Source organism: Acidovorax sp. A1169 (assembly GCF_030704685.1).
Classification (GTDB): Bacteria; Pseudomonadota; Gammaproteobacteria; order Burkholderiales; family Burkholderiaceae_C; genus Acidovorax.
Genome location: NZ_JAUZDX010000005.1, coordinates 105,751 through 131,004 on the forward strand (window position 1 = coordinate 105,751; position 25,254 = coordinate 131,004).

The 25,254-nt window shown below is 68.9% G+C and carries 29 protein-coding genes and 1 pseudogene; 9 read left to right on the plus strand and 21 right to left on the minus strand.

The annotated features are described in order from the left end of the window. Positions 1-28: 28 nt before the first annotated feature. The gene (locus tag QYL93_RS10575; RefSeq protein ID WP_305743621.1) at positions 29-985 is read right to left on the minus strand and encodes an EamA family transporter; all 957 of its coding nucleotides are present in this window, start codon (positions 983-985) and stop codon (positions 29-31) included. A 70-nt stretch (positions 986-1,055) separates the two neighbouring features. Between QYL93_RS10575 and QYL93_RS10580 the strand changes: the two genes are divergently transcribed. Continuing rightward, positions 1,056-1,541: an Lrp/AsnC family transcriptional regulator gene (locus QYL93_RS10580; protein ID WP_305743622.1), complete on the plus strand. Its 486-nt coding sequence runs from the start codon at positions 1,056-1,058 to the stop codon at positions 1,539-1,541. 4 nt (positions 1,542-1,545) lie between these two features. On the opposite strand, the gene QYL93_RS10585 is transcribed toward QYL93_RS10580, so the two are convergent. From QYL93_RS10585 to QYL93_RS10610, 7 genes and pseudogenes are all read right to left on the minus strand, one after another. Continuing rightward, positions 1,546-2,373: an aspartate dehydrogenase gene (locus tag QYL93_RS10585; RefSeq protein WP_305743623.1), complete on the minus strand. Its 828-nt coding sequence runs from the start codon at positions 2,371-2,373 to the stop codon at positions 1,546-1,548. After that, positions 2,370-2,978, minus strand: coding sequence for a 3-hydroxyanthranilate 3,4-dioxygenase (locus tag QYL93_RS10590; protein ID WP_305743624.1), 609 nt, complete (start codon positions 2,976-2,978; stop codon positions 2,370-2,372). The genes QYL93_RS10585 and QYL93_RS10590 overlap by 4 nt, the downstream gene beginning before the upstream one ends. 8 nt (positions 2,979-2,986) lie before the next feature. Beyond that, a complete protein-coding gene (locus QYL93_RS31940; RefSeq protein WP_370876965.1) occupies positions 2,987-3,610 on the minus strand; it encodes a CoxG family protein in 624 nt (207 codons plus the stop codon). Further along, a pseudogene (locus QYL93_RS31945) lies at positions 3,602-4,411 on the minus strand (xanthine dehydrogenase family protein subunit M); the annotation flags it as partial. The gene QYL93_RS31940 and the pseudogene QYL93_RS31945, both read right to left, overlap by 9 nt. Continuing rightward, the gene (locus QYL93_RS10600) at positions 4,408-4,899 is read right to left on the minus strand and encodes a (2Fe-2S)-binding protein (RefSeq protein WP_305743626.1); all 492 of its coding nucleotides are present in this window, start codon (positions 4,897-4,899) and stop codon (positions 4,408-4,410) included. The gene QYL93_RS10600 and the pseudogene QYL93_RS31945, both read right to left, overlap by 4 nt. 25 nt (positions 4,900-4,924) lie before the next feature. Further along, on the minus strand, positions 4,925-5,905 hold the full coding sequence (locus QYL93_RS10605) for a dihydrodipicolinate synthase family protein (RefSeq protein WP_305743627.1): 981 nt from the start codon (positions 5,903-5,905) through the stop codon (positions 4,925-4,927). Positions 5,906-5,935: 30 nt separating this feature from the next. Continuing rightward, positions 5,936-8,071: a xanthine dehydrogenase family protein molybdopterin-binding subunit gene (locus tag QYL93_RS10610; protein WP_305743628.1), complete on the minus strand. Its 2,136-nt coding sequence runs from the start codon at positions 8,069-8,071 to the stop codon at positions 5,936-5,938. Positions 8,072-8,153: 82 nt separating this feature from the next. Here QYL93_RS10610 and QYL93_RS10615 point away from each other — a divergent pair, with 82 nt between their 5' ends. From QYL93_RS10615 to QYL93_RS10625, 3 genes are all read left to right on the plus strand, one after another. After that, positions 8,154-9,074 (plus strand): LysR family transcriptional regulator, encoded by a 921-nt coding sequence (locus QYL93_RS10615; protein ID WP_305743629.1) that lies wholly within the window; start codon positions 8,154-8,156, stop codon positions 9,072-9,074. 112 nt (positions 9,075-9,186) lie between these two features. Further along, positions 9,187-10,233, plus strand: coding sequence for a tripartite tricarboxylate transporter substrate binding protein (locus QYL93_RS10620; protein ID WP_305743630.1), 1,047 nt, complete (start codon positions 9,187-9,189; stop codon positions 10,231-10,233). Between the two features lie 38 nt (positions 10,234-10,271). After that, positions 10,272-11,138, plus strand: a complete 867-nt coding sequence (locus QYL93_RS10625; protein ID WP_305743631.1) for a VOC family protein — start codon at positions 10,272-10,274, stop codon at positions 11,136-11,138. A gap of 12 nt (positions 11,139-11,150) precedes the next feature. Here QYL93_RS10625 and QYL93_RS10630 read toward each other — a convergent pair whose 3' ends face one another. From QYL93_RS10630 to phnG, 12 genes are all read right to left on the minus strand, one after another. Then, positions 11,151-11,708, minus strand: coding sequence for a phosphonate degradation HD-domain oxygenase (locus tag QYL93_RS10630; protein WP_305743632.1), 558 nt, complete (start codon positions 11,706-11,708; stop codon positions 11,151-11,153). 11 nt (positions 11,709-11,719) lie between these two features. Next, positions 11,720-12,526, minus strand: coding sequence for a phosphonate ABC transporter, permease protein PhnE (gene phnE, locus QYL93_RS10635; RefSeq protein WP_305743633.1), 807 nt, complete (start codon positions 12,524-12,526; stop codon positions 11,720-11,722). Between the two features lie 40 nt (positions 12,527-12,566). Further along, positions 12,567-13,514, minus strand: coding sequence for a phosphonate ABC transporter substrate-binding protein (gene phnD, locus QYL93_RS10640; RefSeq protein WP_305743634.1), 948 nt, complete (start codon positions 13,512-13,514; stop codon positions 12,567-12,569). 58 nt (positions 13,515-13,572) lie between these two features. After that, complete coding sequence (gene phnC, locus QYL93_RS10645; protein ID WP_305743635.1) at positions 13,573-14,436, minus strand: phosphonate ABC transporter ATP-binding protein; 864 nt, start codon at positions 14,434-14,436, stop codon at positions 13,573-13,575. Positions 14,437-14,548: 112 nt separating this feature from the next. Then, positions 14,549-15,706 carry an alpha-D-ribose 1-methylphosphonate 5-triphosphate diphosphatase gene (locus QYL93_RS10650; RefSeq protein WP_305743636.1) on the minus strand — a complete coding sequence of 386 codons (1,158 nt, stop codon included), beginning with the start codon at positions 15,704-15,706 and terminating at the stop codon, positions 14,549-14,551. Next, positions 15,703-16,434 (minus strand): phosphonate C-P lyase system protein PhnL, encoded by a 732-nt coding sequence (gene phnL, locus QYL93_RS10655; RefSeq protein WP_305743637.1) that lies wholly within the window; start codon positions 16,432-16,434, stop codon positions 15,703-15,705. Before phnL ends, QYL93_RS10650 begins: the two co-directional genes overlap by 4 nt. Beyond that, positions 16,431-17,222 (minus strand): phosphonate C-P lyase system protein PhnK, encoded by a 792-nt coding sequence (gene phnK / locus QYL93_RS10660; RefSeq protein WP_305743638.1) that lies wholly within the window; start codon positions 17,220-17,222, stop codon positions 16,431-16,433. The genes phnL and phnK overlap by 4 nt, the downstream gene beginning before the upstream one ends. Before the next feature lies 1 nt (position 17,223). Next, positions 17,224-17,682 (minus strand): GNAT family N-acetyltransferase, encoded by a 459-nt coding sequence (locus tag QYL93_RS10665; protein ID WP_305743639.1) that lies wholly within the window; start codon positions 17,680-17,682, stop codon positions 17,224-17,226. Next, entirely contained in the window at positions 17,679-18,596 is a 918-nt protein-coding gene (locus tag QYL93_RS10670; RefSeq protein ID WP_057199860.1) for an alpha-D-ribose 1-methylphosphonate 5-phosphate C-P-lyase PhnJ, read from the minus strand. The genes QYL93_RS10665 and QYL93_RS10670 overlap by 4 nt, the downstream gene beginning before the upstream one ends. Further along, positions 18,593-19,708, minus strand: a complete 1,116-nt coding sequence (locus QYL93_RS10675; protein WP_305743640.1) for a carbon-phosphorus lyase complex subunit PhnI — start codon at positions 19,706-19,708, stop codon at positions 18,593-18,595. Before QYL93_RS10675 ends, QYL93_RS10670 begins: the two co-directional genes overlap by 4 nt. A 5-nt stretch (positions 19,709-19,713) precedes the next feature. Next, positions 19,714-20,352 carry a phosphonate C-P lyase system protein PhnH gene (gene phnH, locus QYL93_RS10680; protein WP_305743641.1) on the minus strand — a complete coding sequence of 213 codons (639 nt, stop codon included), beginning with the start codon at positions 20,350-20,352 and terminating at the stop codon, positions 19,714-19,716. Beyond that, positions 20,349-20,870, minus strand: coding sequence for a phosphonate C-P lyase system protein PhnG (gene phnG / locus QYL93_RS10685; RefSeq protein WP_305743642.1), 522 nt, complete (start codon positions 20,868-20,870; stop codon positions 20,349-20,351). The genes phnH and phnG overlap by 4 nt, the downstream gene beginning before the upstream one ends. Before the next feature lie 75 nt (positions 20,871-20,945). On the opposite strand from phnG, the gene phnF reads away from it, so the two are divergent. Genes phnF through phnN form a run of 3 tightly spaced genes read left to right on the plus strand, consistent with a single transcriptional unit; the run spans position 20,946 to position 23,036 of the window. After that, entirely contained in the window at positions 20,946-21,725 is a 780-nt protein-coding gene (gene phnF, locus QYL93_RS10690) for a phosphonate metabolism transcriptional regulator PhnF (RefSeq protein WP_305743643.1), read from the plus strand. Beyond that, positions 21,712-22,449: a DUF1045 domain-containing protein gene (locus QYL93_RS10695; RefSeq protein ID WP_305743644.1), complete on the plus strand. Its 738-nt coding sequence runs from the start codon at positions 21,712-21,714 to the stop codon at positions 22,447-22,449. The genes phnF and QYL93_RS10695 overlap by 14 nt, the downstream gene beginning before the upstream one ends. Continuing rightward, positions 22,446-23,036 carry a phosphonate metabolism protein/1,5-bisphosphokinase (PRPP-forming) PhnN gene (gene phnN, locus QYL93_RS10700; protein WP_305743645.1) on the plus strand — a complete coding sequence of 197 codons (591 nt, stop codon included), beginning with the start codon at positions 22,446-22,448 and terminating at the stop codon, positions 23,034-23,036. Before QYL93_RS10695 ends, phnN begins: the two co-directional genes overlap by 4 nt. On the opposite strand, the gene QYL93_RS10705 is transcribed toward phnN, so the two are convergent. Beyond that, positions 23,017-23,676, minus strand: coding sequence for a DNA-3-methyladenine glycosylase I (locus QYL93_RS10705; protein ID WP_305743646.1), 660 nt, complete (start codon positions 23,674-23,676; stop codon positions 23,017-23,019). The genes phnN and QYL93_RS10705 overlap by 20 nt on opposite strands. Before the next feature lie 62 nt (positions 23,677-23,738). Between QYL93_RS10705 and QYL93_RS10710 the strand changes: the two genes are divergently transcribed. Then, entirely contained in the window at positions 23,739-24,869 is a 1,131-nt protein-coding gene (locus QYL93_RS10710; protein ID WP_305743647.1) for an aminopeptidase, read from the plus strand. Further along, positions 24,862-25,251, plus strand: a complete 390-nt coding sequence (locus tag QYL93_RS10715) for a polyhydroxyalkanoic acid system family protein (protein ID WP_305743648.1) — start codon at positions 24,862-24,864, stop codon at positions 25,249-25,251. The genes QYL93_RS10710 and QYL93_RS10715 overlap by 8 nt, the downstream gene beginning before the upstream one ends. The last annotated feature ends 3 nt before the right edge of the window (positions 25,252-25,254 follow it).

Below are 25,254 nucleotides of genomic sequence, written 5' to 3' on the forward strand. Positions count from 1 at the left end.
CAGGACGCACAGGGCCTGTCAACAAGCCCTATCCCGCCTGGCCTGCGCCGCTTTCCAGCGCGGCAGGCGCACGGCGCCCCCAACGTTCCATGAGCGCCTTGCCGTAGAGGATGAACACCAGCGCCGCACCGATCAGCGGCAACGCGGCATACACCCAGCCTGTGAGCAACTCGCCGCCCAGCGCCACGCCCACCAGCAGGGCCACGGCTGGGTTCACGAACGAATAGCTGCCCGCCAGCGCGGACGAGGTGTTCTGCAGCAGCCACAGGTAGGCGTTGAGAGCGACCAGCGTGCCGAAGAACAGCAGGTACACCCAGGCCGCCCACGACCTGGCGCTGACCTGGCCGAGCGCACTGACCGGCTCGAAGCACAACGCCACCACCAGGCCCATGGCCCCACCCGTGAACCACTGCGCGGCCGAGGCCATGGCGGGTGCAGGCAGGCTCAGCCTGAGCGAGGCGTAGGAGCCGATGCTCCAGCACAGCGGCGCGCCGAAGGCCAGCAGCGCACCCAGCCAGGTGGCCGAGAAATCGCCCTCCATCGCCAGCAGCAGCGCCCCCACCACGCCCAGGCCCAGGCCGATCCAGCTGGTGGCGGGCACACGCTCGCCACCCCAGCGCGACCAGAGCGCCAGCCACATGGGCATGGTGGTGACCACCGTGGCCATCAGGCCCGAGCCGATGCCCATCTTCTGCGCAAAGCCCATGAGGTTCATCGCCAGGAAGACCATGCACCCGCCCACCACGGCCGAGTTGCGCCACTGCACGGCCGTGGGCAGGGCATGGCCCTGCCACAGCGCCACGGCCAGCATGATGGCGCCGGCGCAGAGGAAACGGATGGCGTTCATCAGCAGTGGCGGCATGGTCTGCACGGCGATGCCGATGGCGAAATAGGTCGTGCCCCAGACCACGTAGACCAGCAACAGGGCGATGGCGATAGCCCACACACGGTGCTTGCCTGCTTGCGCATTGAAAAATGTCGGCATATTCTTCACCTGACCGGAAAATTTATGGAAATCACAGGGATTTCGGAATTTTTACCAAATTCATGCGCTTATGCAAGCAAATATTCAGACAGATGAGATAGACACCAGAATTATTTCTGCCTTGGGCACCGATGGCCGACGTTCGTACGCCGACGTCGGGGCCGAAGTGGGCCTCTCGACCGCTGCCGTGCATGAACGTGTGAAGAAGATGCTGGACAAGGGCGTGATCCGCCGCTTCTCGATCAGCGTGGACCATGAGCGCGTGGGGCTGAACTTCACGGCCTTCGTCGCCATCCGCAACGATGGCGGCATCCACTGCCGCGACGTGGCGCCGCGCCTGCGTGCCATGCCGCAGGTGGAAGAGCTGCACAGCGTGGCCGGCGAATACGACTTTCTGGCCAAGATACGCACCACGCATGCGCGCGCGCTGGAAGACGTGATCTACGAGATCAAGGCGATTGCCGGCGTGGCCCGCACCACCAGCACGGTGGTGCTGAACACCGAGTTCGAGGACCGGCCGCTGGACCTGAACTGGATGAATGACAAGGCAGGCTGACTCTTCAGAAGGCGATGCCCACTGCGGCGTTATGCACCGCGCGCACCAGGCTGTAGACCGTGAGCGCCGAGGTCTTGGGGTTGGCCGCCAACGGCAGGTTCTCCATCTGCAGCTCAAGGCGGCCGAAGGCGCCGCGCGCGATGACGGTGTGCACGTTGCGCACCACGCCTGGATCGGCCACCAGTTCCACCTGGGTGCGGTCCAGCCCCAGCCCGGCCAGCGACACCGTGGCGGCGACGTTGGCGTTCTTCGGAAACTGGGCAGCCGCCTGGCGCGCGCTGCCGCGAAAGACCACCTGCGGCACCGCCAGGCGCGCCAGGTCGAACGCCAGCTCGGCCGGCGTACCCGCCCAACTCAGCGGCGGCTTGCGCCCCACATAGACCACCTCGTCAAGCCCGCCGAAGCGCGCTGCGGCCAATGCGTCGATGGCGCCGATGGCACCGGCCACCAGCTGCAGCCGGGTGCCGCCCTCGTAGGCCGCCGCCTCCAGCCGTGCGAGCAGATCCGCATCGTGCAGGGCGCCGACCGAGGCCATGGCACAGGGGATGCCGGCCTGCAGGGCAGGCACCACATGGGCCAGCACCGCGGTGTGGCCAGCGCATTCGACGACAAGATCAGGGCGCTGCCCCGGCCCGCAATCCAGCGTGCTGGCCACACGCACATCCGGCGCGATGACTGCGCACGCCGCCTGCGCGGCCGCAATGGAGCCCGGGGACACGATGACCTGCGCCAGCCGCACCCGGTGGTCACTCGCGAGTTCCTGCGCCAGGGCCTGGCCGATGGCACCGAAGCCGACCACGGCGAGCCGCAGCGGTGCGTGCACCCGCGTCATGCCACAGCCGCCGTGTTCGGAAAGCGCTCGGCACAGCGCGCGTGCCAGCTGCGCCAGTCGCGGCCCGGGTGCACCTCGCCGCAGTGCGCGCAGGTGCGCTCGGCCGGTGCGCAATCGTAGAACGCGGTGTAAGTGCGCGGCAGGTCCTCGACGATGCTCGTGAGCTGCAGTTCGCTGCGCACCACCAGGCCGCCGCAGGCCGCGCAGTACCACTCGAAGGCGTCGATGGAGCCCACGGGCCGGTTGCGCTCCACCACCGTGCACAGGCTGCCTGGCTCCGGGCGTTGCGGCGAATGCCGCACATGCGCAGGCAACAGGAAGATGTCGCCCTCGCGCAGGTGCACGCGCTCGAACTTTCCGCGGTCGGCGATCAGCAGCGAGGCATTGCCCTTGAACTGGTGGAAATATTCCTCGTAGGGGTCGTCGTGGAAATCGGTGCGCTCGTTGGGGCCGCCCACCACGGTGCAAACCAGGTCGGCGTTCTGCCATATCTGCTGGTTGCCCACGGGGGGCTGCAGGCGGGCACTGTTGGCATCGAGCCAGTGCTGGAAGTTCAGGGGTTGGCTGTAGTGGTCGTAGGCCAGCTCGGCCGGTTGGTAGGGCATGGAGACACTCACTTTCGAAACAGGGAAAACCAGCGTGCCAGCAGGCGCTGCAGACTGTGCCACGCAGATGGGGGAGGCCGGTCGGCGGGCACGCCCAGCACCCGGCTGAAACGCTCGAAGAACTCTTCGCTGAGCTTGCGCGAGCTGGCTTCGACCAGCCGGTTGCCGAACTGCGCCAGGCGCCCGCTGAGCTGCACCTGCACCCACCAGTGCAGCAGCGTGCCACCATCGGGCGTCGGCTCGAAGCGCACCCGCGCAGTGCCCTGGCCGCTGCCCAGGGCGCCCGCCTGGCCGACAAAGACCATGGTCAGCGACCGGGGCGGCTGCAGGTCGTGCAGCGTCACATCGCTCTTGAAGCGCACCGACAGCGGGCCCAGGCCGACCTTGACCGTGGCTTCGTAGTCCGTGGGGCTGCGCTGCGCCAGCGCCTCGCAGCCGGGGATGCTGGCCTGCAGGTTCTGTGCATCGAGGATGGCCTGCCAGACCTGGGCCGGCGGTGCCGCCAGCAGCTGCCGGCCACCGAAGCCGTCCTTGGGCGCCGCTTCGCTGTCTGACGTTGCCGGCGCCTGCTGGACAGCCAGTGGCGCCAGTGGCGCATGCCGCGGCAGCGCCTCGCCCGTGAGGGCGGCCACGCAGCGCCGGGCGAGTACACCCGCCAGGTGGCAACGGTAGCCGGCCGAGGCATGCAGGTCACCCAGCGCCTGCAAATCATCCGGGGTGACGGCAGACAGGGCCGCCAGGCCGAACTGCACGCAGAGCGCCTGCTCGGCCCCGGGCCAGCGCGCGATGCCCATGCCCAGGCCGGTCACGGCCACGCGCACCTGGCCCGGCCCGGCATGTGCCACGGCCACGCCGACCAGCGCAAAGCGCGAGGCCGGCTGCTCGAACTTGAGGTAGTGCAGGCCCGCCATCTGAGGAAAGCGCACGCCGACGATCAGCTCGCCCGGTTCCAGCGCCGTGGTGTACAGGCCCTGGAAGTAGGCATCCGCCGCGATCTCGCGCTGCGAGGTGACGATGGTGGCACCCGCTGCCAGCACGCCCGCCGGCCAGCAGGCCGCTGGGTCGTTGTGCGCCAGCGAGCCGCCGAGGGTGCCCATGTTGCGCACCTGCGCATCGGCAATGCCGCCGGCCAGGGCCGCCAGGCCGGGTGCAAAGCCGCGCACGGTGGCGCTGGCGGCCACACTGGCGTGCGTGGCCATGGCGCCGATCCATAGCGCAGGCACGCCGTCCGGCCCGGTGTCCACGCGGATATCGCGCAGGCCCGGCACGTACTGCAGGTCGACCAGCAGCGATGGCGTGGCCATGCCCAGCTTCATCGCGGCCAGCAGGGATTGGCCGCCCGCGAGCCAGGCCTGGCTGCCTTCCGGCGAGGGGGTCATCAGCGCCAGCGCCTCGGCCAGCGAGGTGGGGCGCTCAAAGTCCAGTGCGTTCATGCCGGCTCCGCTCCGCGCATGGCAGTGAGTCCTTCGCAGACCGCCTTCACGATGCCTTCATAGCCCGTGCACCGGCACAGGTTGCCACCCAGGGCATGGCGCACCCAGTGCGGGTCGATGGACTCGCCAGCAGCCTCGGGCTCGTCGGCCATGGCCACCGCGCGCATCAGAAAGCCCGGCGTGCAAAAGCCGCACTGCAGCGCGTGGTGCCGGCTGAAGGCCTGCTGCATCGGGTGCAATTGGTCCGGCGCGGAGGCCAAGCCCTCGACCGTGCGCACCGCCCTGCCCTGAACCTGCAGGGCCAGCACGTTGCACGACTTCACTGCGCGGCCATCCACCTGCACCGTGCAGGCGCCGCACTGGGCCGTGTCGCAGCCCTGGTGCGTGCCGCGCAGGCCCAGCGGCCCACGCAGGCAGTCGACCAGCAGCGTGTTGGAATCGAGCTGCACGCTGAATGCGCTGCCATTGACCTGCAGCTGGATCGGCATGCTCTGGCTCATTCGGGTGCGCGCATCAGGCCAGGCGCAGGCCGCAGCCCGCAAAGGCTTCGCGCGTGGCGGCCATCTCGGCCTCGGTCATATTCAGCAGCGGCCGGCGCACCGGGCCGCCATGCTGGCCCAGCAGCTCCTGCCAGGCCTTGCCGTGCGCCTGCGGTTTGCCCGCGGGCTTGCTGGCGCGGAACGCCGCGCGCACCGGCTCCAGGCTGTCGCGCACCTTGCGCGCCTCGGCGTGCTGGCCGGCAAACGCCAGGCGGGTGTACTCGTTCATGCGCTGGTCGACCTTGGTCTGCAGCAGGAAGGGCGGCGTGGAGCAAAGGTAGAGCTTCCAATTGAGCTCGATGATGTTCTCCAGCCAGTCTTCCTCGGAGGGGTTGCTCACCTGGATCTTGTGGCCGGCCAGTTCGGTCAGGCGCTTGTAGCGGGCGCGGTCGGCGCTGTACTTGATGGCCACGATGTTGGGCAGGTCGGCGATGCGGTTGCACAGCTCGGGGCTCATGGTGTAGCCGCAGTCGGGGTGGTTCCACATGGCGATGCCGATGTCCAGCTGCTCCGACAGGTAACGGTAGTACTCGTAGATCGTCTCCTCGGTATCGGCACCGAAGTGCAGCACCGGGCTGTGCACGATCACGTAGTCGGCGCCCGCGTTGGCCGAGTGCCGCGCCAGGTCGAGCACCACGTCAAGGTTGGTGTCCGAGCACGAGGTGATGATGCCGCAGCGGCCGATGCCACCGCGGTTGCCCGCAGCCTGCGCGACCTCGACCGACAGGGTGATCAGGCGCTTGCGCTCCTGCACCGACATGGCGAAGAACTCGGCCTGCTTGCCCGCGATGAACAGGCCGCCGAGCTTCAGGTCGCGGATCCAGTGGTCCATGTTCTGGCGCAGCGCCTTCTCGTCGATGCGCAGCGCCTCGTCGAAGGGGGTGAGGTTGGCCGCCCAGACGCCGACGAAATGTTCGCGTGCGTATTCCTTGGCTTCAGACTTTTGGTAATCCATGGTGTTTTCCTTTCAAGACATAGGTTCGGTTCATGCAGACTGGCCGCTCATCGCACGCCAGAACTGCTCGGAGGTGAGGGGAAACTGCAGCGCGCATTCGCCCAGCGGCGCCAGCGCATCGCGCGCCGCATTCATCAGCGCGGCCGGCACGCCGATGCACCCGGCCTCGCCCACGCCCTTGGCGCCCAGCAGGTTGTGCGGGCTGGGCGTGGAAAAGCTCTCGATGTCGATGGTCACCGGCATGTCGTCGGCGCGCGGCGCTGCGTAGTCCATCAGCGAGCCGGTCACAAGCTGGCCTGCGCCGTCGTAGACCAGGCGCTCCAGCATGGCCTGGCCCAGGCCCTGGGCTAGGCCGCCGATCAACTGGCCCTTGGCCAGCGCGGGGTGGACGATGTGGCCCGCGTCGTCGGCCCAGGTGATCTGCTCGATGGTGGGGCGGCCGGTGTCGCGGTCGACCGCCATGCACGCGATCACGCAGCCGTAGCTCCAGGCCTCACCGGCGGTGAAGCGGCCCTCCGAAGACAGGGGCAGCGCCTCGCCCGCCGCGCGCCGCGCCAGCAGGTCGCGGCAGGCCTGCACGATGGCGCTGCCCGCAATCGCTGTGCTGCGGCTCGCCAGTGCGCCCACGCCCGGGGGGCATAGGGCCGTGTCGCCGTAGACCACGGCGATGGCCTCTTCGGCCAGGCCCAGCGCTTCGCCAGCGATGCGCGCATAGGTGGTGCCATGGCCCTGGCCCTGCGCGGGTGATCCCGTGGCCACCGTCACGCGGCCGTCTGCGTGCCAGTCCACGCGTGCCGACTCCCAGCCCACGCCACAGGGCTCGACGTAAAGCGCCAGGCCAATGCCCACCACCTCGCCATCGGCGCGGCGCTTGCGCTGCGATTCACGCTGCGCCTCGTAGCCGAAGCGCTCGCAGGCCGTCTCCAGCGCGCGCCGGTAGTCTCCGCTGTCGTACACCTCGCCGGTGGGGGTGGTGTACGGCATGTCCACCGCTTCCACCAGGTTGCGCCGGCGCAGCTCCACGGGGTCGATGCCAGCGGCGCGCGCGGCCTGCTCGACCAGGGTTTCCATCAGCAGCGCGGCCTCGGGCCGGCCCGCGCCGCGGTAGATCGTGACCGGTGCCGTGTGCGCCAGGCCGGCACGGCCCTGCACGTCGAGCCGCGCCACGCGGTAGGGCCCGGGTAGGATGCGCGCGGTGTTGCGCAGCGGCACGACGGCCGAGAACGGCAGCCAGGCACCAAGCGTGAAATGCAGCTCGGCCTGCAGCGCAGCAAAGCGCCCTTGCGCCGTGACGGACAGCCGGCCCGCCAGGCGCGCACCGCGGCCATGCATGCCGGAGGTGAACTCGTCCGAGCGCGTCGAAATCCAGCGCACCGAGGCACCCAGCCGGCGCGCGGCCAGGGGAATGGCCAGGTCTTCGGGACACAGCGAGGACTTGGCGCCAAACGCGCCGCCCACATTGCCAGTGATGACGCGCACGTGCGCTTCGTCCCAGCCGAGCGCGGCGGCGATGTCGGCCTGCGCACGGGACGGCGACTGCGTGCCCAGGTGGACCGTGAGGCGGGCTGTTGCCGCATCGGCATCGCCATGCCAGTGCGCGAGCATGCCGCGCGGCTCCATCGACAGGGCCAGCACGCGCGGCACCTCCAGCGCGGCATGGACCTCGCTGGCCACGGCAGGATGGGCGCTTGATGCTTCGAAGTGGTGCACCACCTCGGTCACCGGGCTCGCACCGTCGAAGTCCAGCACGGGTGCCAGCGGTTCGATGTCGAGCTGCACGCAAGCCGCAGCCTGCTGCGCCTGGGCCAGCGAACGGGCGAGCACCAGCGCCACGGGCTGGCCGACATAGACCACCTCGCCGCGTGCCAGCGGTTCGATGCGCGGAATGCTGACCACGGGCAGCAGCGGGTTGGGCGGGGGCATGTGGACCACACGGCCGGCCTCCGACGGGGCCAGCAGGGTTGCGGCCGTGAGCACCGCCACCACACCGCCGGACTGTTCGGCCGCTTCGGTCGCGATGGAACGCAGTCGGCCGTGCGGCAAGGGTGAGCGCACGAACACCGCATGCAGCACGCCTTCGGCCACCACATCGCCGGTGTACTGCCCACGGCCCGTGAGCAGGGCGGGATCTTCGCGGCGAAGGGGGTGGAAGGCCTGGTTCAGCATGGATCGGATTAGACCGACGCACCCCTCGTCGGGCAATCGCATAATTTTGAAAGACTTTGAAGTTTGCCGACACAATCGCGCCATGGATCTTCTGGACAACCCCTCCAACCTCAGCCTGCGCCAGCTGCGCGCCTTCTGGCTCGTGGCGCACGAAGGCACCATGACCCGGGCAGCGGCGCGCATGCACCTGACGATCTCGGCGTTGTCGATGCTCGTGCGCACGCTGGAGGAAGAACTTGGCGTGCGCCTGTTCGAGCGCACCACGCGCCGCATCGAGCTGACCGAGGCCGGCCGCCAGTTTTTGCCCACGGTGCGCGACGTGTTCTTCGCGCTCGACTCGGGCCTGCAGACGCTGCAGGAAAGCAAGCGGCGCAAGAGCGAGCGGCTCTCGGTCGTGACCTCGCCGCTGCTGGCCGCCAGCCTGGTGCCCGAGGTCATCGCGCGCTTTCGCGAGCAGTTCCCCAACGTCACGGTGACGCTGGTGGATGCGCCCGTGGACCAGGTCGTGGCCCATGTGCGCGAGGGCAAGTCGGACTTCGGCATCTGCACCGCCGACCTGGCCTCGACGGACCTGGTCTCGCAGGTGCTCTACAAGGACACGCTGGTGCTGGCCTGCAGCCCCGACCACCCGCTGGCCGAACGGCGCGAAGCGAGCTGGGGCGACCTCACGGACCAGAGCCTGATCCTGCTGACCTCGAACACGGGCCTGCGCCGGCTGGCCGACCAGACCCTGGGCCAGCTCACGCTGCGCCTGAAGCCAGCCTTCGAGGTGGCCAACATCCAGACCGCCGTCGGCCTGGTGGCGGCGGGCCTCGGGGTCTCGGTACTGCCGGCCTACAGCCTGTCGCGGGTCGATGGGCAGCGCGTGGTCTCGGTGCCGCTGACCGACCCCGTGGTGACGCGCGAAATCGTCGCGCTGTGCACCCGCGCACGGCCATTTTCAATGGCCGCTGAAGCATTCTTGAAGCTGTTCACAAAATACGCGGACCAGACCACGATTTAGGCGGATTTTCAGTCGGTTGTGCTGGTGTTGCCTCTGTTCAGCGCGGCAACGCGCCAGTACAAAAGTAAGGCGTTCCTACCATTTCGAACGCCCCACCCAAGGAAACCGATCCATGAAACCCCTTTGCGGCCCCTGCCTGGTCACTCCTGCACCCACCCCGCTTTCATCGCCATCCACCCTGTCCCGCCGCCAGGTGATGGCATGGGGCCTCGCCAGCACCGCCATGGGGCTGCAGAGCGCGCCGGCCCTGGCAAACACCTGGCCCTCCAAGCCCATCAAGATCACGACGGCGGCCTCCACCGGCAGCGGGCCTGATGTTTCGCTGCGCCTGGTGGCCGAGCAGCTGTCGCGCCGCTGGGGCCAGCCTGTCATCGTCGACAACAAGCCCGGCGGCAACGGCGTCGTGGCGTTCAACTCCACGCGCAGCGCCGCCTCGGACGGCCATGAGCTGATCCACCTGGACAGCAGCATGCTGACCTCCAACGTGCACCTGTACAGCCGCCTGCCCTACGACCCGCAGCGCGACTTTGCCCCGATCCGCCCGACGCTGCAGACCGACTTCTTCGTCGCGGTGGCCAAGGACAGCCCTTTCAAGTCCATCGACGACATCGTGCAGGCCGCCCAGGCGGCGCCGGAGCGCGTCACCTACGGCTCGTGGGGCCTGGGCAGCCCGGGCCACCTGGGCGCGCTGCGCCTGCTGGCCGCCACCAACACGCGCATGACGCATGTTCCCTACAAGGAAATCCCGCAGCTGTTCGCAGCCGTGGCCACCGGCGAGGTGCAGTGGGCGCTGGGCAGCATCGCGAGCGCCGGGCCCATGGAGAAGTCGGGCCGCATCCGCTTCGTGGGCGTGGCAGCAGCGCAACCCTCGCCCTTTGCGCCCGGCGTGCCCGGCATGGCCGCATCGGCACAGGCCAAGGCCTTCGTGGCCAATGCCTGGTTCGGCCTGATCGCCCCCCGCAGCACCCCCAAGCCCCTGCGCGAGAGGATCGCTGCGGACATCACCGAGATACTCGCCACGCCGGACATTGCCGACCGCTACCGCACGCTGGGCTACAACCGCTTCGACCAGAAGCCCGACGAGTTCGGCGAGTACATTGGCCGGGAGACACAGCTGTGGAGCCGCGTGATCGCCGATGCCAAATTGAAGCTGGACTAGCAAGCGCGGCCGGAAAAAATGACGGAGACAAAAAGAAGATGATTGCACTCAAGGACATCAGCTACGTGCGCCTTGGCACGCGCGACCTCGACGGCGCCTGCCGCTATGCCAACGACATCCTGGGCCTGCGCGAAGGGCAGCGCTACGGGCCGCCCCGGCATGGCAAGGCCGTGGGCTTTCGCAGCGATGCGCGCGAGCAGACGCTGGTGTACTTCGACGGGGACCCTGCGGACCACACGACCGGTTTCGAGATCACGTCCATGGACGCGCTGCAGTCCGCCGCAGCCGAGCTCGAACGCCTGGGCCACGCAGTGCGCGAGGGCCGTGCCGACGAGTGCGAGCAGCGCCGCGTGCAGGCCTTCATCGGCTTCAACGACCCGAGCGGCAACGCCATCGAGCTGGCGGTCGCGCCCTTCCACAGCGGCGTGCGTTTCTTTCCGACGCGCGACACGGGCAACACCGGTTTCTCGCACGTGGGGCTGCGCAGCACCGACCCGGCGCGCGACGAGCGCTTCTGGACCACGGTGCTCAGTGCCAAGGTCAGCGACCGCATCGGCGCCGCCCCCTTGCTGCGCATCGACGAGGTGCACCACAAGATCGCACTGTTCCCTTCGGGCTATGCCGGCGTGCAGCACATCAACCACCAGGTGGCGTCGATCGACGACTTGATGCGCGCCTGGTATCTGCTGCAGTCGCGCGGCGTGCGCGTGGTGTTCGGCCCGGGCAAGCATCCGACCTCGGGCGCGATGTTCCTCTACTTCGAGGGGCCGGACGGCATGGTCTACGAATTCTCGAGCGGCGTGCGCATGGTCACCGACCCGGATGCACCACCGCGCCAGTTCCCGTTCCACCCGACGTCGTTCTGCATGTGGGGATCGGTGCCCGACATTCCGGAATTCCGCTGAGCGTCTCTTCGATCACTCCGCAGCAGCCACGCGCTCCATCAGTGCCAGGTAGTGCGGCAGCGGCGGCGTGGCGCGGCCCGGCACCTTGGCCAGGTCGTCGTAGCGGCGCAGGCGGATGGCCTCCTGCGCAAAGGCCTGCTCGGCAAACCGGGCGCATTCGACCAGGCCGTAGGCGCCGCCCTGCAGCTCCAGGCTGTGCTGCGACGCGGGCGAGAGCGAGGCCCAGTAGTCAGCGTCCACTGCGCACAGGTAGCGCTTGGCATCGACGTGCATGCGGATGGGCTCCAGCACCGCCTCGGGCAGCACGCCGCGCAGGAACGGCAGGGCCACGTACTGGTGCAGGTCGTCGTGGCGCGGTGCACGGGCTTCGTGCTCGGACGCGGCGGGGGCCAGCAGGTGGCCCAGGTCGTGCAACAGGGCCGCGACGACGGTGGCAGGGGTCTCACCGGCTTCCTCGGCCAGGAGGGCGCATTGCAGCGCATGGTCGAGCTGGCTCACGGCCTCGCGGCCGTATTGCTTCTGGCCGCGCTCGGTGAGCAGCAGGGCGATGTCGTGCTGGGTCAGTGCCATGGTGAGAAGCCTCAGATCATGGTCTTGCGGATGCGGGCGGAGACCACGTCGATCAGGCTCACCGTCACCACGATGATGAGCATCACGGCACAGGTCTCGGCGTACTGGAAGCCGCGGATGATCTCCCACAGCACCACGCCGATGCCGCCGGCCCCCACCATGCCCACCACCGAAGCCGAGCGCACATTGGCCTCGAAGCGGTAGAGCGTGTAGGAGATCCACAGCGGGATCACCTGGGGGATCACGCCGTAGATGATCTCGTGCAGGGCGCTCGCCCCCGTGGAGCGGATGCCTTCCACGGGCTGCGGATCGATGGCCTCCACGGCCTCGGAGAACAGCTTGGCCAGCGTGCCCGTAGTGTGGATCCACAGCGCCAGCACGCCGGCGAAAGGGCCCAGGCCCACGGCCACCACGAAGAGCATGGCGAAGACCATCTCGTTGATGGCACGGCAGGCGTCGAGCACGCGGCGCACCGGCTGGTTCACCCACCAGGGCGCGATATTGGACGAGGCCAGCAGCGCCAGCGGCACGGCGGTGACCACCGCGAGCGCCGTGCCCCACAGCGCGATTTGCAGGGTGACCAGCATCTCCTGCACGTAGATCTGCCACTGCCCAAAGTTGGGCGGGAAGAACTCGGCCGCGTACTGGGCCATGTTGCCCGAATCCTTGATGAGGTCGAGCGGGCGCATGTCGGCGCCCTTCCAGGACGCGGCCAGCACCACCAGCAGGATACCCCAGGACAAGTACCAGGCGAGGCTGCGCTTGGGCGCAGTGGTGCTCGCGAGGGTCGCGAGCGAGGGGGTCAGTGCAGAAGACATGGTGGGGCTGGCCGGATGCGTTGCGTGCTTGCTTGTTTGCTTACTTCAGGGAGGCCAGTTGCTGGTCGATCTCGGCCAGGCGGGTCTTCTTGTCGCCATCGGCCAGAGTGGCGTCGGCCTCGATCTTGTTGCGCTTGCCGAACAGGTCGAGCTGGCGGATGGGCGTGAGCTGCGCGTTGGTCGATGGCTTGAAGCCCGAAAGCTTGGATATCTTCATGACGATCTCCTTCTCGCGCGCGTCGGTCTTGGCGTAGTTGTAGAAGAAGTCCTTGATCTTGGCCTTGAGCGGCTCGGGCAGATCTTTGCGCATCACGAGCGGATCGAGCGCGATCAGCGGCGAGGTCCAGACGATCTTGATGTCCTTGAACTTCTCGGGTTGGCGTTCCTTGATCTTCTCGAGGTTTTCGCTGTTGTTGGTGGCCACGTCGACCTGCTTGTTGGCCACGGCCAGGGCATTGGTCTCGTGGTTGGCGCTGCGCGCAATCTTGAAATGGGTCTTGGCGTCGATCTTGTTCTGTGCAAAGGCGTAGTAGCCGGGCACCAGGAAACCCGAGGTCGAGTTGGGATCGCCGTTGCCAAAGCTCAGCGACTTGCCGTTCTTGAGCACGTCGTCCAGCGTGGCCAGGGGGCTGTCCTTGTGCACGATCAGGTGCGAGTAGTAGCCCTGGGTGCCATCGGCGTTGACCATCTGCGCAAACACTTCGCCATTGGCGCGGTCCACCGCCTCCATGGCTGACTTGTTGCCCAGCCATGCGACCTGCATCTTGTTGAAGCGCATGGCTTCAATGAGGCCGGCATAGTCGGAGGCGAAGAAAGCACTGATCTTCAGGCCCGTCTGCTTGGCCATGTCGTCCAGCAGGGGCTGCCAGTCGGCCTTGAGGTTCTGCGAGGCTTCGGTCGAGATCATGCCGAAGTTGATGTCCTGGGCGAGGGCGCCCGTGGTCATGCCCAGGCCAAGGGCCAGGGCTGCGCACAGTTTCTTGATCATGGATGGCTCCAGAGAGGTGACAACGGTAGGGGAGAAGGGAAGCAAAAGGCAGGGAACTTCAGGCGGCCTGGGCCAGCGGCTGGGCTGCCCAGCCAGAAGCCGGCTGCTGCGCCGGTGCAGGCACCACGGCCATGGGCAGGCTGGCGCCCAGGATCTCTTCGGCCTGCACGCCATAGAGCTCGCGCAGCAGCGCCGGCGTGAGGGCGGCCGAGGGGCCGTCGTACACCACGCGGCCCTGGTGCAGGGCGACCACGCGGGGGCAGTACTTGATGGCCACGTCCACCTGGTGCAGCGAGACGACGACGGTGCTGCCGTCCTCGCGGTTGATGCGCGCCAGGATGTCCATGACCTTGCGCGAGGATTCGGGGTCCAGCGAGGCGATGGGCTCGTCGGCCAACACCACCTTGGCGCCCTGCACCAAGGTGCGCGCAATGGCGGCGCGCTGCTGCTGCCCGCCCGAGAGGGTGGAGGCACGCTGCGCGTGGCAGTCGGCAATGCCCACGCGGGCCAGGGCCTCGAGCGCCAGGGCGCGCTCGTGCGGGCGGAACACGCGCAGCCAGCCGCGCCATTTCGGCGTGCGGTGCAGCATGCCCACAAGCACGTTCATCATCACGGGCAAGCGGTCGACCAGGTTGAACTGCTGGAACACGAAGCCCACCTGCGAGCGCACATTGCGGATGTCGCGGTGGATGCGCCCGCCCTGCTGCACGCAGCGGCCATCGACCTCGATCAGCGAGTGGCTGTCGCCATCGGCCACCACCAGGCCGGCCACATGGCGCAGCAGCGTGGACTTGCCCGAGCCCGAGGCGCCGATCAGCGCCACCATCTCCCCGGAATGCACCGTGAGGTCGATGTCGCGCAACGCGTGCTTGCCGTTGGCAAAATGCTTGTTCAGTTGTTCGATACGCAGGGCGATGGGCATGGCGGATTCCAAGTCGTCTATACAAATGCAGTGTGGAAGGCGGCTGTGACAGTGCTTTGACAGTTGCGGGAAATTTGCATGTCATCGCTGCTGCCAGCGGCGGGCGGTCCGTTCAGAGCACGCGCTGGCCTTCGCGCCAGACACCGCGCACCACGGCCTGCTGCGATCCGTCGGGCAGCTCGGCCATGTGCACCTGGACCAGGTCAGCGCGCAGACCAGGCGACAGCTCGCCCCGGTCCTGCATGCCCGAAGCGTGGGCCGGGTTGCGCGTGACGGTGGCCACGGCCTCGGGCAGCGTGAGGATGCCGTCGTGCACCAGGCGCATCACGGCGCTCAGCAGGCTGCCGGGCACGTAGTCGGAGGAGAGGATGTCCAGCAGGCCCTGGCGTGCCAGGTCGGCCGCCGCCACGTTGCCCGAGTGCGAGCCGCCGCGCACCACGTTGGGCCCGCCCATCACCGTGAGCAGGCCGCGCTCGCGTGCGGCCTTGGCCGCCGCCAGCGTGGTCGGGAACTCGGACATGCCCGCGCCCTCGGCATGGGCCTGCTCCACATGCGCCACCGTGGTGTCGTCGTGGCTGGCCAGGGCGATGCCGTGGGTGCGGCAGTAGTCCACGAAGTAGGCACGGTGCGGCTCGGCGTACTGGGCCTGCAGGGTGGCGGCATGCTGCACCTGGCGCTCGAACTTCTCGCTGCTCCAGCCCTTCTTGCCGGTGTAGTAGGTGCGCGCCTGCTCGATGTTCTCCCACTGGCGCTGGCCGGGGGTGTGGTCCATCAGCGAGATCAGCGACAGCCGCGGGTGGCCGTGGAAGGGCCCGAACAGGTCGATGGTGTTGGGCGCGGGCAGCTCGCAGCGCACATGCAGGTGGTGGTCGGCGCGCAGCAGGTTGCGCTCGGTACAGGTGTCGATGGTGTCGAGCACGCGGTTCCAGGCGCTGCCGCGCAGGCTGTCCACGTCGGCCTCGCCCACGCCCAGCGCGTCGAGCACGGTGGTGATGCCCGCTGCTGCGATCTCAGCGTCGTGTGCCAGCAGAGCCGGCATCTCGGCCCACTGCACCTTGGGGCGCGGCATCAGGTGGCGCTCGAAGTTGTCGGTGTGCACCTCCACCAGACCGGGTAGCAGGTAGTCGCCCCCGAGGTCGATGCCCTGCAGCGCGGCGGTGCCGCCCGAGGCCAGGGCGGCTATGCGCCCGCCCTGCACCGAGAGCGAGCCCTGCACCACCTCGCCGGGCAGCACCATGCGGGCGTTGTGGAAGACGGCAGCAGCGCTCATGCTGCCACCCCGCGGAAGTCGCCCACGTTCACGCGGCGCGTGGCGACGGCGGCGCCCACATGCGCATCGTGGAAGATGCCGACCAGCGCGGCTCCGCGCTCCACCGCCTCGCGGACCAGGGCGATCACCGTCTCGGTGTTGGCCGCGTCGAGCGACGCCGTGGGCTCGTCGAGCAGCAGCAAGGGCTTGGGCTTGATCATGTTGCGCGCGATGTTGATGCGCTGCTGCTCGCCGCCCGAGAAGGTGGCGGGCGGCAGGTGCCACAGGCGCTCGGGAATGTTCAGGCGGGTGAGCCACTGGCGCGCGGTCTCGCGCGCGGCTTCCAGTGCGTGGGCGTCGTCGCCCGCGTCTTCGGCCAGGGGTTCGGCCACCACGTCGAGCGCGCTCACACGGGGTATCACGCGCAGGAACTGGCTCACGTAGCCCACCGTGTCGCGGCGCAGCTGCACCAGGGCGCGCGGACTGGCCTGGGTCACGTCCACCGCCGGGCCGCTGGCGGGCTGCACGGTGATGCTGCCGGCGTTGGCGCGGTAGTTGGCGTAGATCATTTTCAGCAGCGTGCTCTTGCCCATGCCCGAGGGGCCGTCGAGCACCACGCACTCGCCCGCGCCGACCGTGAGGTCCACGTTGCCGAGCACGGGCAGCTCGATGCCGTTCTGGTGGTGCAGGGTGAAGCGCTTGGCCACGCCCTTGAGCTCCAGGATGGGGAGGTGGGTGTTCATCATCATGGTTGCAGTACCGAAGAAACGAGGAGCTGGGTGTAGGGGTGCTGGGGGTCGTCGAGCACCTGGTCGGTGAGGCCCGACTCGACCACGCGGCCGCGCTGCATCACCACCATGCGGTGCGCCAGCAGGCGGGCCACGGCCAGGTCGTGCGTGACCACGATGGCCGCCAGCTGCATCTGCCGCTTGAGCTGGCGCAGCAGGTCCAGGAGGCGCGCCTGCACGGACACGTCCAGCCCCGAAGTGGGTTCGTCCATGAACACCAGACGCGGCTGGGTGACCAGGTTGCGCGCGATCTGCAGGCGCTGGCGCATGCCGCCGGAGAAGGCGCGCGGCGCGTCGTCGATGCGGCTGGCATCGATCTCCACGCGCTGCAGCCATTCGGTGGCGGTGGCGCGCAGGCGGCCGTAGTGGCGCTCGCCCAGGCCCATGAGGCGCTCGCCCACGTTGGCGCCAGCCGATACGTCCATGCGCAGGCCGTCGGCCGCGTTCTGGTGCACGAAGCCCCAGTCGGTGCGGGCCAGCAGGCGCTGCTGCGCCTCGCTCATGCCGAGCACGTCCTGCAGGCTGCCGTCGCGGCCCTGGAACTGCACACTGCCCGCATCGGGCCGGCTGCGCGCGGCCACGGCGTTGAGCAGGGTGGACTTGCCCGAGCCGGACTCGCCGACCACGGCCAGCACCTCGCCGGGCCACAGATCGAAGGAGGCGTCCTGCAGCGCCACGCGCTGGCCGTAGCGCTTGCTGATGCCGCGCACGCTGAGCAGGGGGGTGGGGGATGAAAGGGTGGCGTCCATGTCAGGGCTCGATCGAGAAACTGAGGCCGTGCTGCGCAAAGCCCAGGGATTCATAGAAGGCATGCGCATCGGCGCGCTTGCGGTGGGACGACAGGGCCAGCTTGTAGCAACCAGCCTCGCGGGCCTGCTGCACGGCGTGGGCCATCATCTGGCGGCCGATGCCCTGGCCCTTGCGGTCGGCGGCAACCACCACGTCCTCGACCACGGCCGAGGGAGCGCCCCGGTGGGCCAGGTTGTGCATGACCAGCAGCGCGTAGGTGCCGACCACGTCGGCGCCGGGCCCAACCCCTTCGCAGGCAACCCACAGGCGGTAGCTGGGATAGGCCCGGAACTGCGCCAGCATGGCCCGGGCCTCGGCCAGGCTGAGCACCTGCTCGGGGCTGTCTTCGATACCCTGGTACAGGGCCAGCACTTCGTCCAGGTCGGCCTCGGTGGCCTCGCGCAGGGTCACCGTGCTCATGCGGGCGCCCCTTCGGACACCGTTGCCGCTGCGGCAGCCTGGCGCTCTTGGCAGTAGTCGGAGTCGGAACAGACATGCATGCGCGTGCCCTGGTCGTCGGTGATGACCTCGTCGAGGAAACTGTCGGTGGCGCCGCACAGGGCGCAGGCGCAGTCCCAGCGCTGCACCTCGAAGGGGTGGTCCTCGAAGCCCAGGCTCTCCACCGGCGTGTAGGGCGGCACGGCATAGATGCGCTTTTCACGGCCTGCGCCAAAGAGCTGCAGCGCCGGGTTCATGTGCATCTTGGGGTTGTCGAACTTGGGGATGGGCGACGGCGCCATCACATAGCGGCCGTTGACCAGCACCGGGTAGTCGTAGGTGGTGGCGATGTGGCCGTAGCGCGCGATGTCTTCGTAGAGCTTGACGTGCATCAGCCCGTACTCGGCCAGGCCGTGCAGGGTGCGCGTCTCGGTCTCGCGCGGCTCCAGGCGCTGCATGGGCTCGGGCACCGGCACCTGGTAGACGAGCACCTGGCCCTCGGCCAGCGGCGTCTCGGGGATGCGGTGGCGCGTCTGGATCAGCGTCGCCTCGGTGGTGCGCGTGGTGGTGGCCACGCCCGTGGTGCGCTCGAAGAAGCGGCGGATGTTGACCGCGTTCACAGTATCGTCCGAGCCCTGGTCGATGACCTTGAGGCAATCGTCCGGCCCGATGATGGCGGCCGTGACCTGGATGCCGCCCGTGCCCCAGCCATAGGGCAGCGGCATCTCGCGCGAGCCGAAGGGCACCTGGTAGCCGGGGATGGCCACGGCCTTGAGGATGGCCCGGCGGATCATGCGCTTGGTGCGCTCGTCGAGGTAGGCGAAGTTGAAATGGCCGTCGGTGGGGGCGGCATCGGCGGGCAGGCCCATCAGAGCAGGCTCGTGGGGCGCATTCATGCATCGTCTCCCAAGGTGGTTTCGTCAGAGGGGTTGGCCGCCGCAGTGGCGCGCATGCGGCGCACCAACTCCAGCTCGGACTGGAAGTCCACGTAGTGCGGCAGCTTCAGGTGCTGCACGAAGCCCGAGGCTTCCAGGCTGTCGCTGTGCGAGAGCACGAACTCCTGCATCTGCGCGGGCGACTCCACCGGCTCGCCCAGCTCGTCGGCGCGCAGGGCGCGGTCCACCAGGCTCATGGCCATGGCCTTGCGCTCGCTGTGGCCGAAGGCCAGGCCGTAGCCGCGCGTGAACTGCGGCGGCTGGTGTTTGCTGCCCGCGAACTGGTTGACCATCTCGCACTCGGTGATTTCCATGTCGCCGATGGAGATGGCAAAGCCCAGCTCTTCAGGGGCGATCTCCACCGCCACCGTGCCCAGGCGCAGCTCGCCCACGAAGGGGTGCGAGTGCGCATAGCCGCGCTGCGTGGAATACGCCATGGCCAGCAAAAAGCCCTCGTCGCCGCGTGCCAGGTTCTGCAGGCGCGTGGCGCGGTTGGCCGGAAAGCGCAGCGGCTCGCGCGTGAGGTCGGCCGGGGCCGGGTCGCCTTCGGGGATGGAGCGGGTTTCGATCAGCCCTTCCTGGTTGAGCAGGTCCACCACCCGCGGGGTGGTGGCGGGCGCATCGACCAAGGGCGCGGGGGCCGCAGCCGCGGCCACTGCATCGCCCTGGGCCAGCAGCGTGAAGTCGAGCAGGCGCTGGGTGTAGTCGTAGGTCGGGCCCAGCACCTGGCCGCCAGGCAGGTCCTTGAAAGTGGCGGAGATGCGCCGGGTGAGCGCCATGCGCGCCGTGTCCAGCGGTTGGGTGGTGCCCAGGCGCGGCAACGTGGCACGGTAGGCGCGCAGCAAAAAGATGGCTTCGACCAAATCGCCAGAAGCCTGCTTGATGGCCAGCGCCGCGAGCTCGGGGTCGTACACCGAGCCTTCGGTCATCACGCGGTCCACGGCGAGCTTGAGCTGCGCGCGGATCTGCGCCACCGAAAGCTCCGGTTCGGCGGTATCGCCCCGGCGCTGCTCGGCCAGCAGGCGGTAGCTGTTGAGGATGGCGGTTTCCCCGCCCTTGACGGCAACGTACATGCGCTTCAGGCCTCCACGGCGGATGGTTCGATACAGGTCGTGCGCGGCATGCCGGCGATGTGCGTGGCCGTGGCCAGCACCACGTCCACCCCGCGCGGAAAGGCGCCGTGGTTGTCGGCCCACTGCGCGCAGAAGTCCTCTGGCAGGCCGGCGACGTGCAGGTGCTGCGCACTGCGAATGCCGGGGCCTGCAAGGCGCCAGGCGCCTGCGCCCTCCACGGCCGGGGCCAGCACCGCCACGTCGATCACGCAGGTGGCGGACTGGTCGGGGTATTCGTCGCTGCCGCGCTGCAGGCGGGCCAGGGCAGGCATCGCATCGCCCGCAGCCACCCAGGCAAAGCGCGCCTGTTCGGGGGCTTCGACCAGCACGCAGCCGGTGTGAAAGCGCAGCCACACGCCGGCCTGGCTGGCCGCCAGCCGGGGCGAAAGCCACAGCGTGCATTCGCTGTCGAGCAGGGCCAGCAGCACGGCGGCCGAGGCCGCGTGCCCGGTGGCGGGCACTTCGGCATCGTGCACGATGGCGACCGGGGCGCCCGGCTGCGACAGTGCCCGGAGCACGGCGCGGAACACGCCCTGGCTGCCCAGGGCCTCGCTGGAGAAGCCCGCCCCCAGGGCGGAGAGGGAGGTGGTAGGGGTCGCGCTCATGCCTGGTCCTCGTCACTGCCGTCGTTGCTACCGCTTTCGCGGGCCACCGTGAAAAAGTCCACCCGCGTGCTGGCCGTGCGGGCCTGGCGCTCGGCCTGCACCTGGGCCAGGTGGCGGCGGATGGGGTCGAGCAGGCTGGTATCCAGCGCAGCCTGGCGCACAGGGTCCTGCAGCAGCGCATCGGCCAGGGCGGCCAGTTGCACCTGGCGGTGCGAGCGGCCGAGCACGTAGGCCACGCCCACGGTGGGCTCGCCGCCATCGGATCCATCCACGTCCACGCGCAGTGCGCAGCGGGTGACCGTGACCTCGCCCAGGTTGAAGCGCTCGCCGGTGCCGCCAGCGCGGCCCTGCACCATCATCAGCCCGGTTTCGGGGGCACGCAGCCAGCGGGCGGGCAGTGCGGTGTGGTCGTGCAGCGCGGGCTCCAGAAGGTCGATGGGCGCACGGGACAGCAGCGCCATCCAGTGCGCCCGCGAGAGCGGGCGGCCCGGGCCCGGGTTGTCAAAGGCTTGAAACATGGAGGTGGTACTCTTTAAGTTGTATAGACAAATTGAACAACTGGCGCCAGCTTAGACAGCGCGCATGTAGGTTTCATGACAGCCACCACCAGCACACAACTTCTTGCAAACCCCGCCCCTACCGGACGCACGGCACGCCCGGCACGCGACAGCTTCTGGACCCGCATCGCGGCAGAACTGGCCGAGGCCATCGGCAGCGGCATCTACCCCCCGGGCCAGCGCCTGCCCTCGGAACATGCCTTGGCCGAGCAGTTCGGCGTGAACCGCCACACCATCCGCCGCTCGCTGGCCAGCCTGTGCAGCCAGGGGCTGGTGCGCATCACGCAGGGCAGCGGCACCTATGTGGAGGACTTCGCGGTGGACCTGGCGCTGGGCAAGCGCGTGCGCCACCAGCAGGGCCTGGCCCAGGCCGGCCTGCGCGGCAGCCTGGTGGTGCTGCAGGAGCAGACGGTGCGGGCCACGGCCGCGCTGGCCAAGGCCCTGCAGGTGCCCGCCCGCAGCCCGCTTCTGCAGCTGCGCGTGATCGGCCAGGCCGAGGGCCAGCCGCTGCACGTGAGCGAGCGCTACTTTCCCCTGCCCCGCTTCGAGGGCCTGGCCGCCGTGGTGCGCGAGACCGGCTCCATCACCGCCGGATTCACCGCGCACGGCGTGGCCGACTACACCCGGCGCGAGAGCCGCATCACCGCCGAACTCCCCGACGCCGCCGTGGCCGCCGAGCTGCGCCAGCCCGCCGCGCGCCCGGTGCTGCTGGTCGAGAGCCTGAACGTCGACCTGGCCGGCACGCCCATCGAATGGGCGCGCGCCTGGTTCGCGGGCGACCGCGTCAAACTCACCATCACCCATGACGACGAGTAACCCCCCCTCCCCCACCACCGCCCACCACCGCTATGCGGTGTACTTCGCGCCCAACCCCGGCACCCTGGCCTGGCTCGCTGGCAGCCACTGGCTGGGCCGCTGCGCCGCGCTGCTGCAGCCCATGCAGCAACTGGAAATCCACGGCGTGGCCAGGGAAGAACTGGAACGCCTGACCGCCGCGCCACGCCGCTACGGCTGGCACGCCACGCTCAAGGCGCCATTCGCGCTCGCACCGGGGGTGAACTGGCTCACGCTGCACCATGCGGTGCAGACCCTGGCCAGCAGTCTGCGCCCCTTCGCCATGCCACCCATGCAGGTGGAGCGCATCGACGATTTCCTGGCGCTCGTGCCCACGCCATCGCACCCGGCCAACGCCGAGATCCAGGCCGCAGCTGCGGCCTGCGTGACGCAGCTGCAGCCCCTGGCCGCAGCGCTGTCGGACGGGGACCTCGCGCGCCGACGCGCCGCAGGGCTCACGCCCCGGCAGGATGCACTGCTGCAGCAGTGGGGCTACCCTTTCGTGCTGGAGGAGTTCCGCTTCCACATGTCACTGACCGGCTCGCTCGCGGGCGCGGACGACGAGACCGTGGAGCTGGTGCAAGACGCTGCCGATCAGTTCTTCGCCGACCTGCCCCCGCTGCACTTTGGCAGCCTGGCCCTGTTCGCCGAGCCCACGCCAGGCGCCGACTTTGTGCTGCTGGACCACCTGGAGCTGGGCGCATGAGCACCACAGCGAGATTGCTGTACTTCATGGGCCCCTCTGGCGCCGGCAAGGACAGCCTGCTCGACTGGCTGCGCCAGCACCTGCCCGCCGGCCTGCCCGTGCAGTGGGCGCGGCGCACCATCAGCCGCCCGGCCAGCCCCGGCGGCGAGGCGCATGAAAGCACCACGCCCGACGCCCACGCCGCGCTGCGCGTCGCCGGTGCGTTTGCCCTGCACTGGGAGGCCAACGGCCTGGCCTATGGCGTGCGCCATGGCGAGATGGAGCCACTGGCCCAGGGCCGCTGGCTGCTGGTCAATGGTTCACGCGCCTACCTGCCCGAAGCCCTGGCGCGCTACCCGGCCCTGGTGGCCGTGCACATCACCGCCAGCCCCGAGGTGCTGCGCCAGCGCCTGCAATCACGGGGCCGGGAAAACGCCGACGAGGTGGAGCAGCGCGTACAGCGAGCACTGCGCTTTCTGGCGCCGCCGGGAACGGCCGGCATCGAGGTGCGCAACGACACCAGCCTGGACGCGGCGGGCCGGCAGTTGCTGCAGGCCCTGGAAAGGCTGCCCGGCTGGCCAGGCCTGGTCAACGCCCCGGCGGGGTGAAATCCGCCCGCGCCTTGAGCGCCTTCTCGCGCGCATGGCAGCCTTCGAGGTGGTCGTTGACCAAGCCCATGGCCTGCATGAAGGCATACACGGTGGTCGGGCCCACGAAGCTCCAGCCGCGCTTCTTGAGGTCCTTGGACATCGCGACCGATCCGGGTGATGTGATGAAGGTGCGCGCCACCTCGCGCGTGATGCGCTCGGGCCGCTCGCCGGCCGGCGGCTCGTAGCGCCACGCGTAGTGGGCGAGCGAGCCGAACTCCTGGCGCAGCTCCAGCACACGCTTGGCGTTGTTGATGGTGGAAACGATCTTGCCCCGGTGGCGCACGATGGCCGCGTCCTGCACCAGGCGCTCCACATCGGCGTCGGTGAACTCAGCGACCTGCACGGCATCGAACTGCGCGAACGCGGCGCGAAATCCCTCGCGCTTGTTCAGGATGGTGAGCCAGCTCAGGCCGGACTGGAAGCCTTCCAGGCACAGCTTCTCGAACAGGCGCCGGTCGTCCGCCACCGGAAAACCCCATTCGCTGTCATGGTAGTGGCGGTACACCGGCGTGGCCTGGCACCAGGTGCAGCGCGGGCAGCCTGCGTCGTCGGCGAACAGGCCGTCGGGAATCTCGGGGGTGGCGGTGGCTTCGGTCATGGACGGGATTCTAGGAATTCCATCCGCCATGCTGCTGACAGGCCCTAAACTGAACATCGGATATGCCACAGCCATTTGCTTCACGTTCCGTCCCGCTCCGCCTTGGCGCCGCACTGTCTGCCTTCATTGCCAGCCTGGCCCTGGCAGGCTGCGCCAGCAATGGCCATGCCCTGGGCTACTACTGGCAGTCGGTGCGCGGCCATGTGCAGCTGATGCGCGCGGCCGAGCCGCTGGAAGACTGGATCGCGCGCACCGACATCCCGCTGCCGCTGCGCGAGCGCCTGCAACTGGCCCAGCGCGCCCGCGCCTTCGCCGTGACTGAACTGGGCCTGCCCGACAACCCGAGCTACCGCCGCTATGCGGACCTCAAACGCCCGGCCGCCGTGTGGAACGTGGTGGCAGCGCCGCCCTACTCGCTCACGCTGCACACCTGGTGCTTCCCGGTCACGGGCTGCATCGGCTACCGGGGCTACTTCGACGAGGCCAATGCAAAGGCCGAAGCCGCACGTCTGGCGCAGGAAGGCCTGGAGGTCGAGGTCTATGGCGTGCCGGCCTATTCCACACTGGGCTACATGAACTGGGCCGGTGGCGATCCGCTGCTGAGCACCTTCATCGGCTGGCCCGAAGGCGAATTCGTGCGCCTGCTGTTCCATGAGCTGGCGCACCAGGTGGTCTACGCCAAGGGCGACACCCTGTTCAATGAATCGTTCGCCACCGCCGTGGAGCGGCTGGGCAGCGCACGCTGGCTGGCCCAGCAGGCCACGCCCCAGGCCAGCACCGCCTTCGTGGCCAGCGAGGCGCGCCGGCGCGAGTTCCGCGCGCTGACCCAGGCCACGCGCGAACGCCTGGCCAGGATCTATGCGCAGAGCGATGCACCCGACCGGCAGGCACAAAAAGCCGCGGCCATGCAGTCCTTTCGCGCCGACTATGCGGCCCTGCGCGAGCACTGGCAGGCCACGCCGGCCCAGACGGCCGGCTACGACCGCTGGGTGGCCAGCGCCAACAATGCCAGCTTTGCTGCCCAGGCGGCTTACAACGAGTTCGTGCCCGCCTTCCAGGCGATCTTCGAGCGCGAGGGGCGCGACTGGCACCGGTTCTATGATGCGGTGCGTGTACTGAGTGAACAACCCCAGGCACAGCGCCACGAAGCGCTGCGCCAATTGCTACCCAACCAGGAGACCCCCGGTGCCTGACATCCATATCCACCGCGAACACCAACTGGGCTTCAAGCAGGCCCGCAAAGTCGCCTTTTCCTGGGCCGAGAAGGCCGAGGAGAAGTTCGACATGGAATGCACCTACGAAGAGGGCGAGACCGAGGACACGCTGCACTTCAGCCGCTCCGGCGTGAAGGGCACCCTGCTGGTCGATGCCAGCCAGTTCGAGATGCGGGCGCAACTGGGCTTTCTGTTCGGCGCGTTCAAGGACCGCATCGAAGCAGAGATCGGAGAGCAGCTCGATGCCCTGCTGAACGCCCCCCCGCCGGCCGCCAAAAAGGCCGCGCCGAAAAAGAAGGCTGCCGACGACGCTGCCCCCGCCAAGGCGGCCACAGCCAAAGCCAAGGTCAAGAAGGCCTGATCC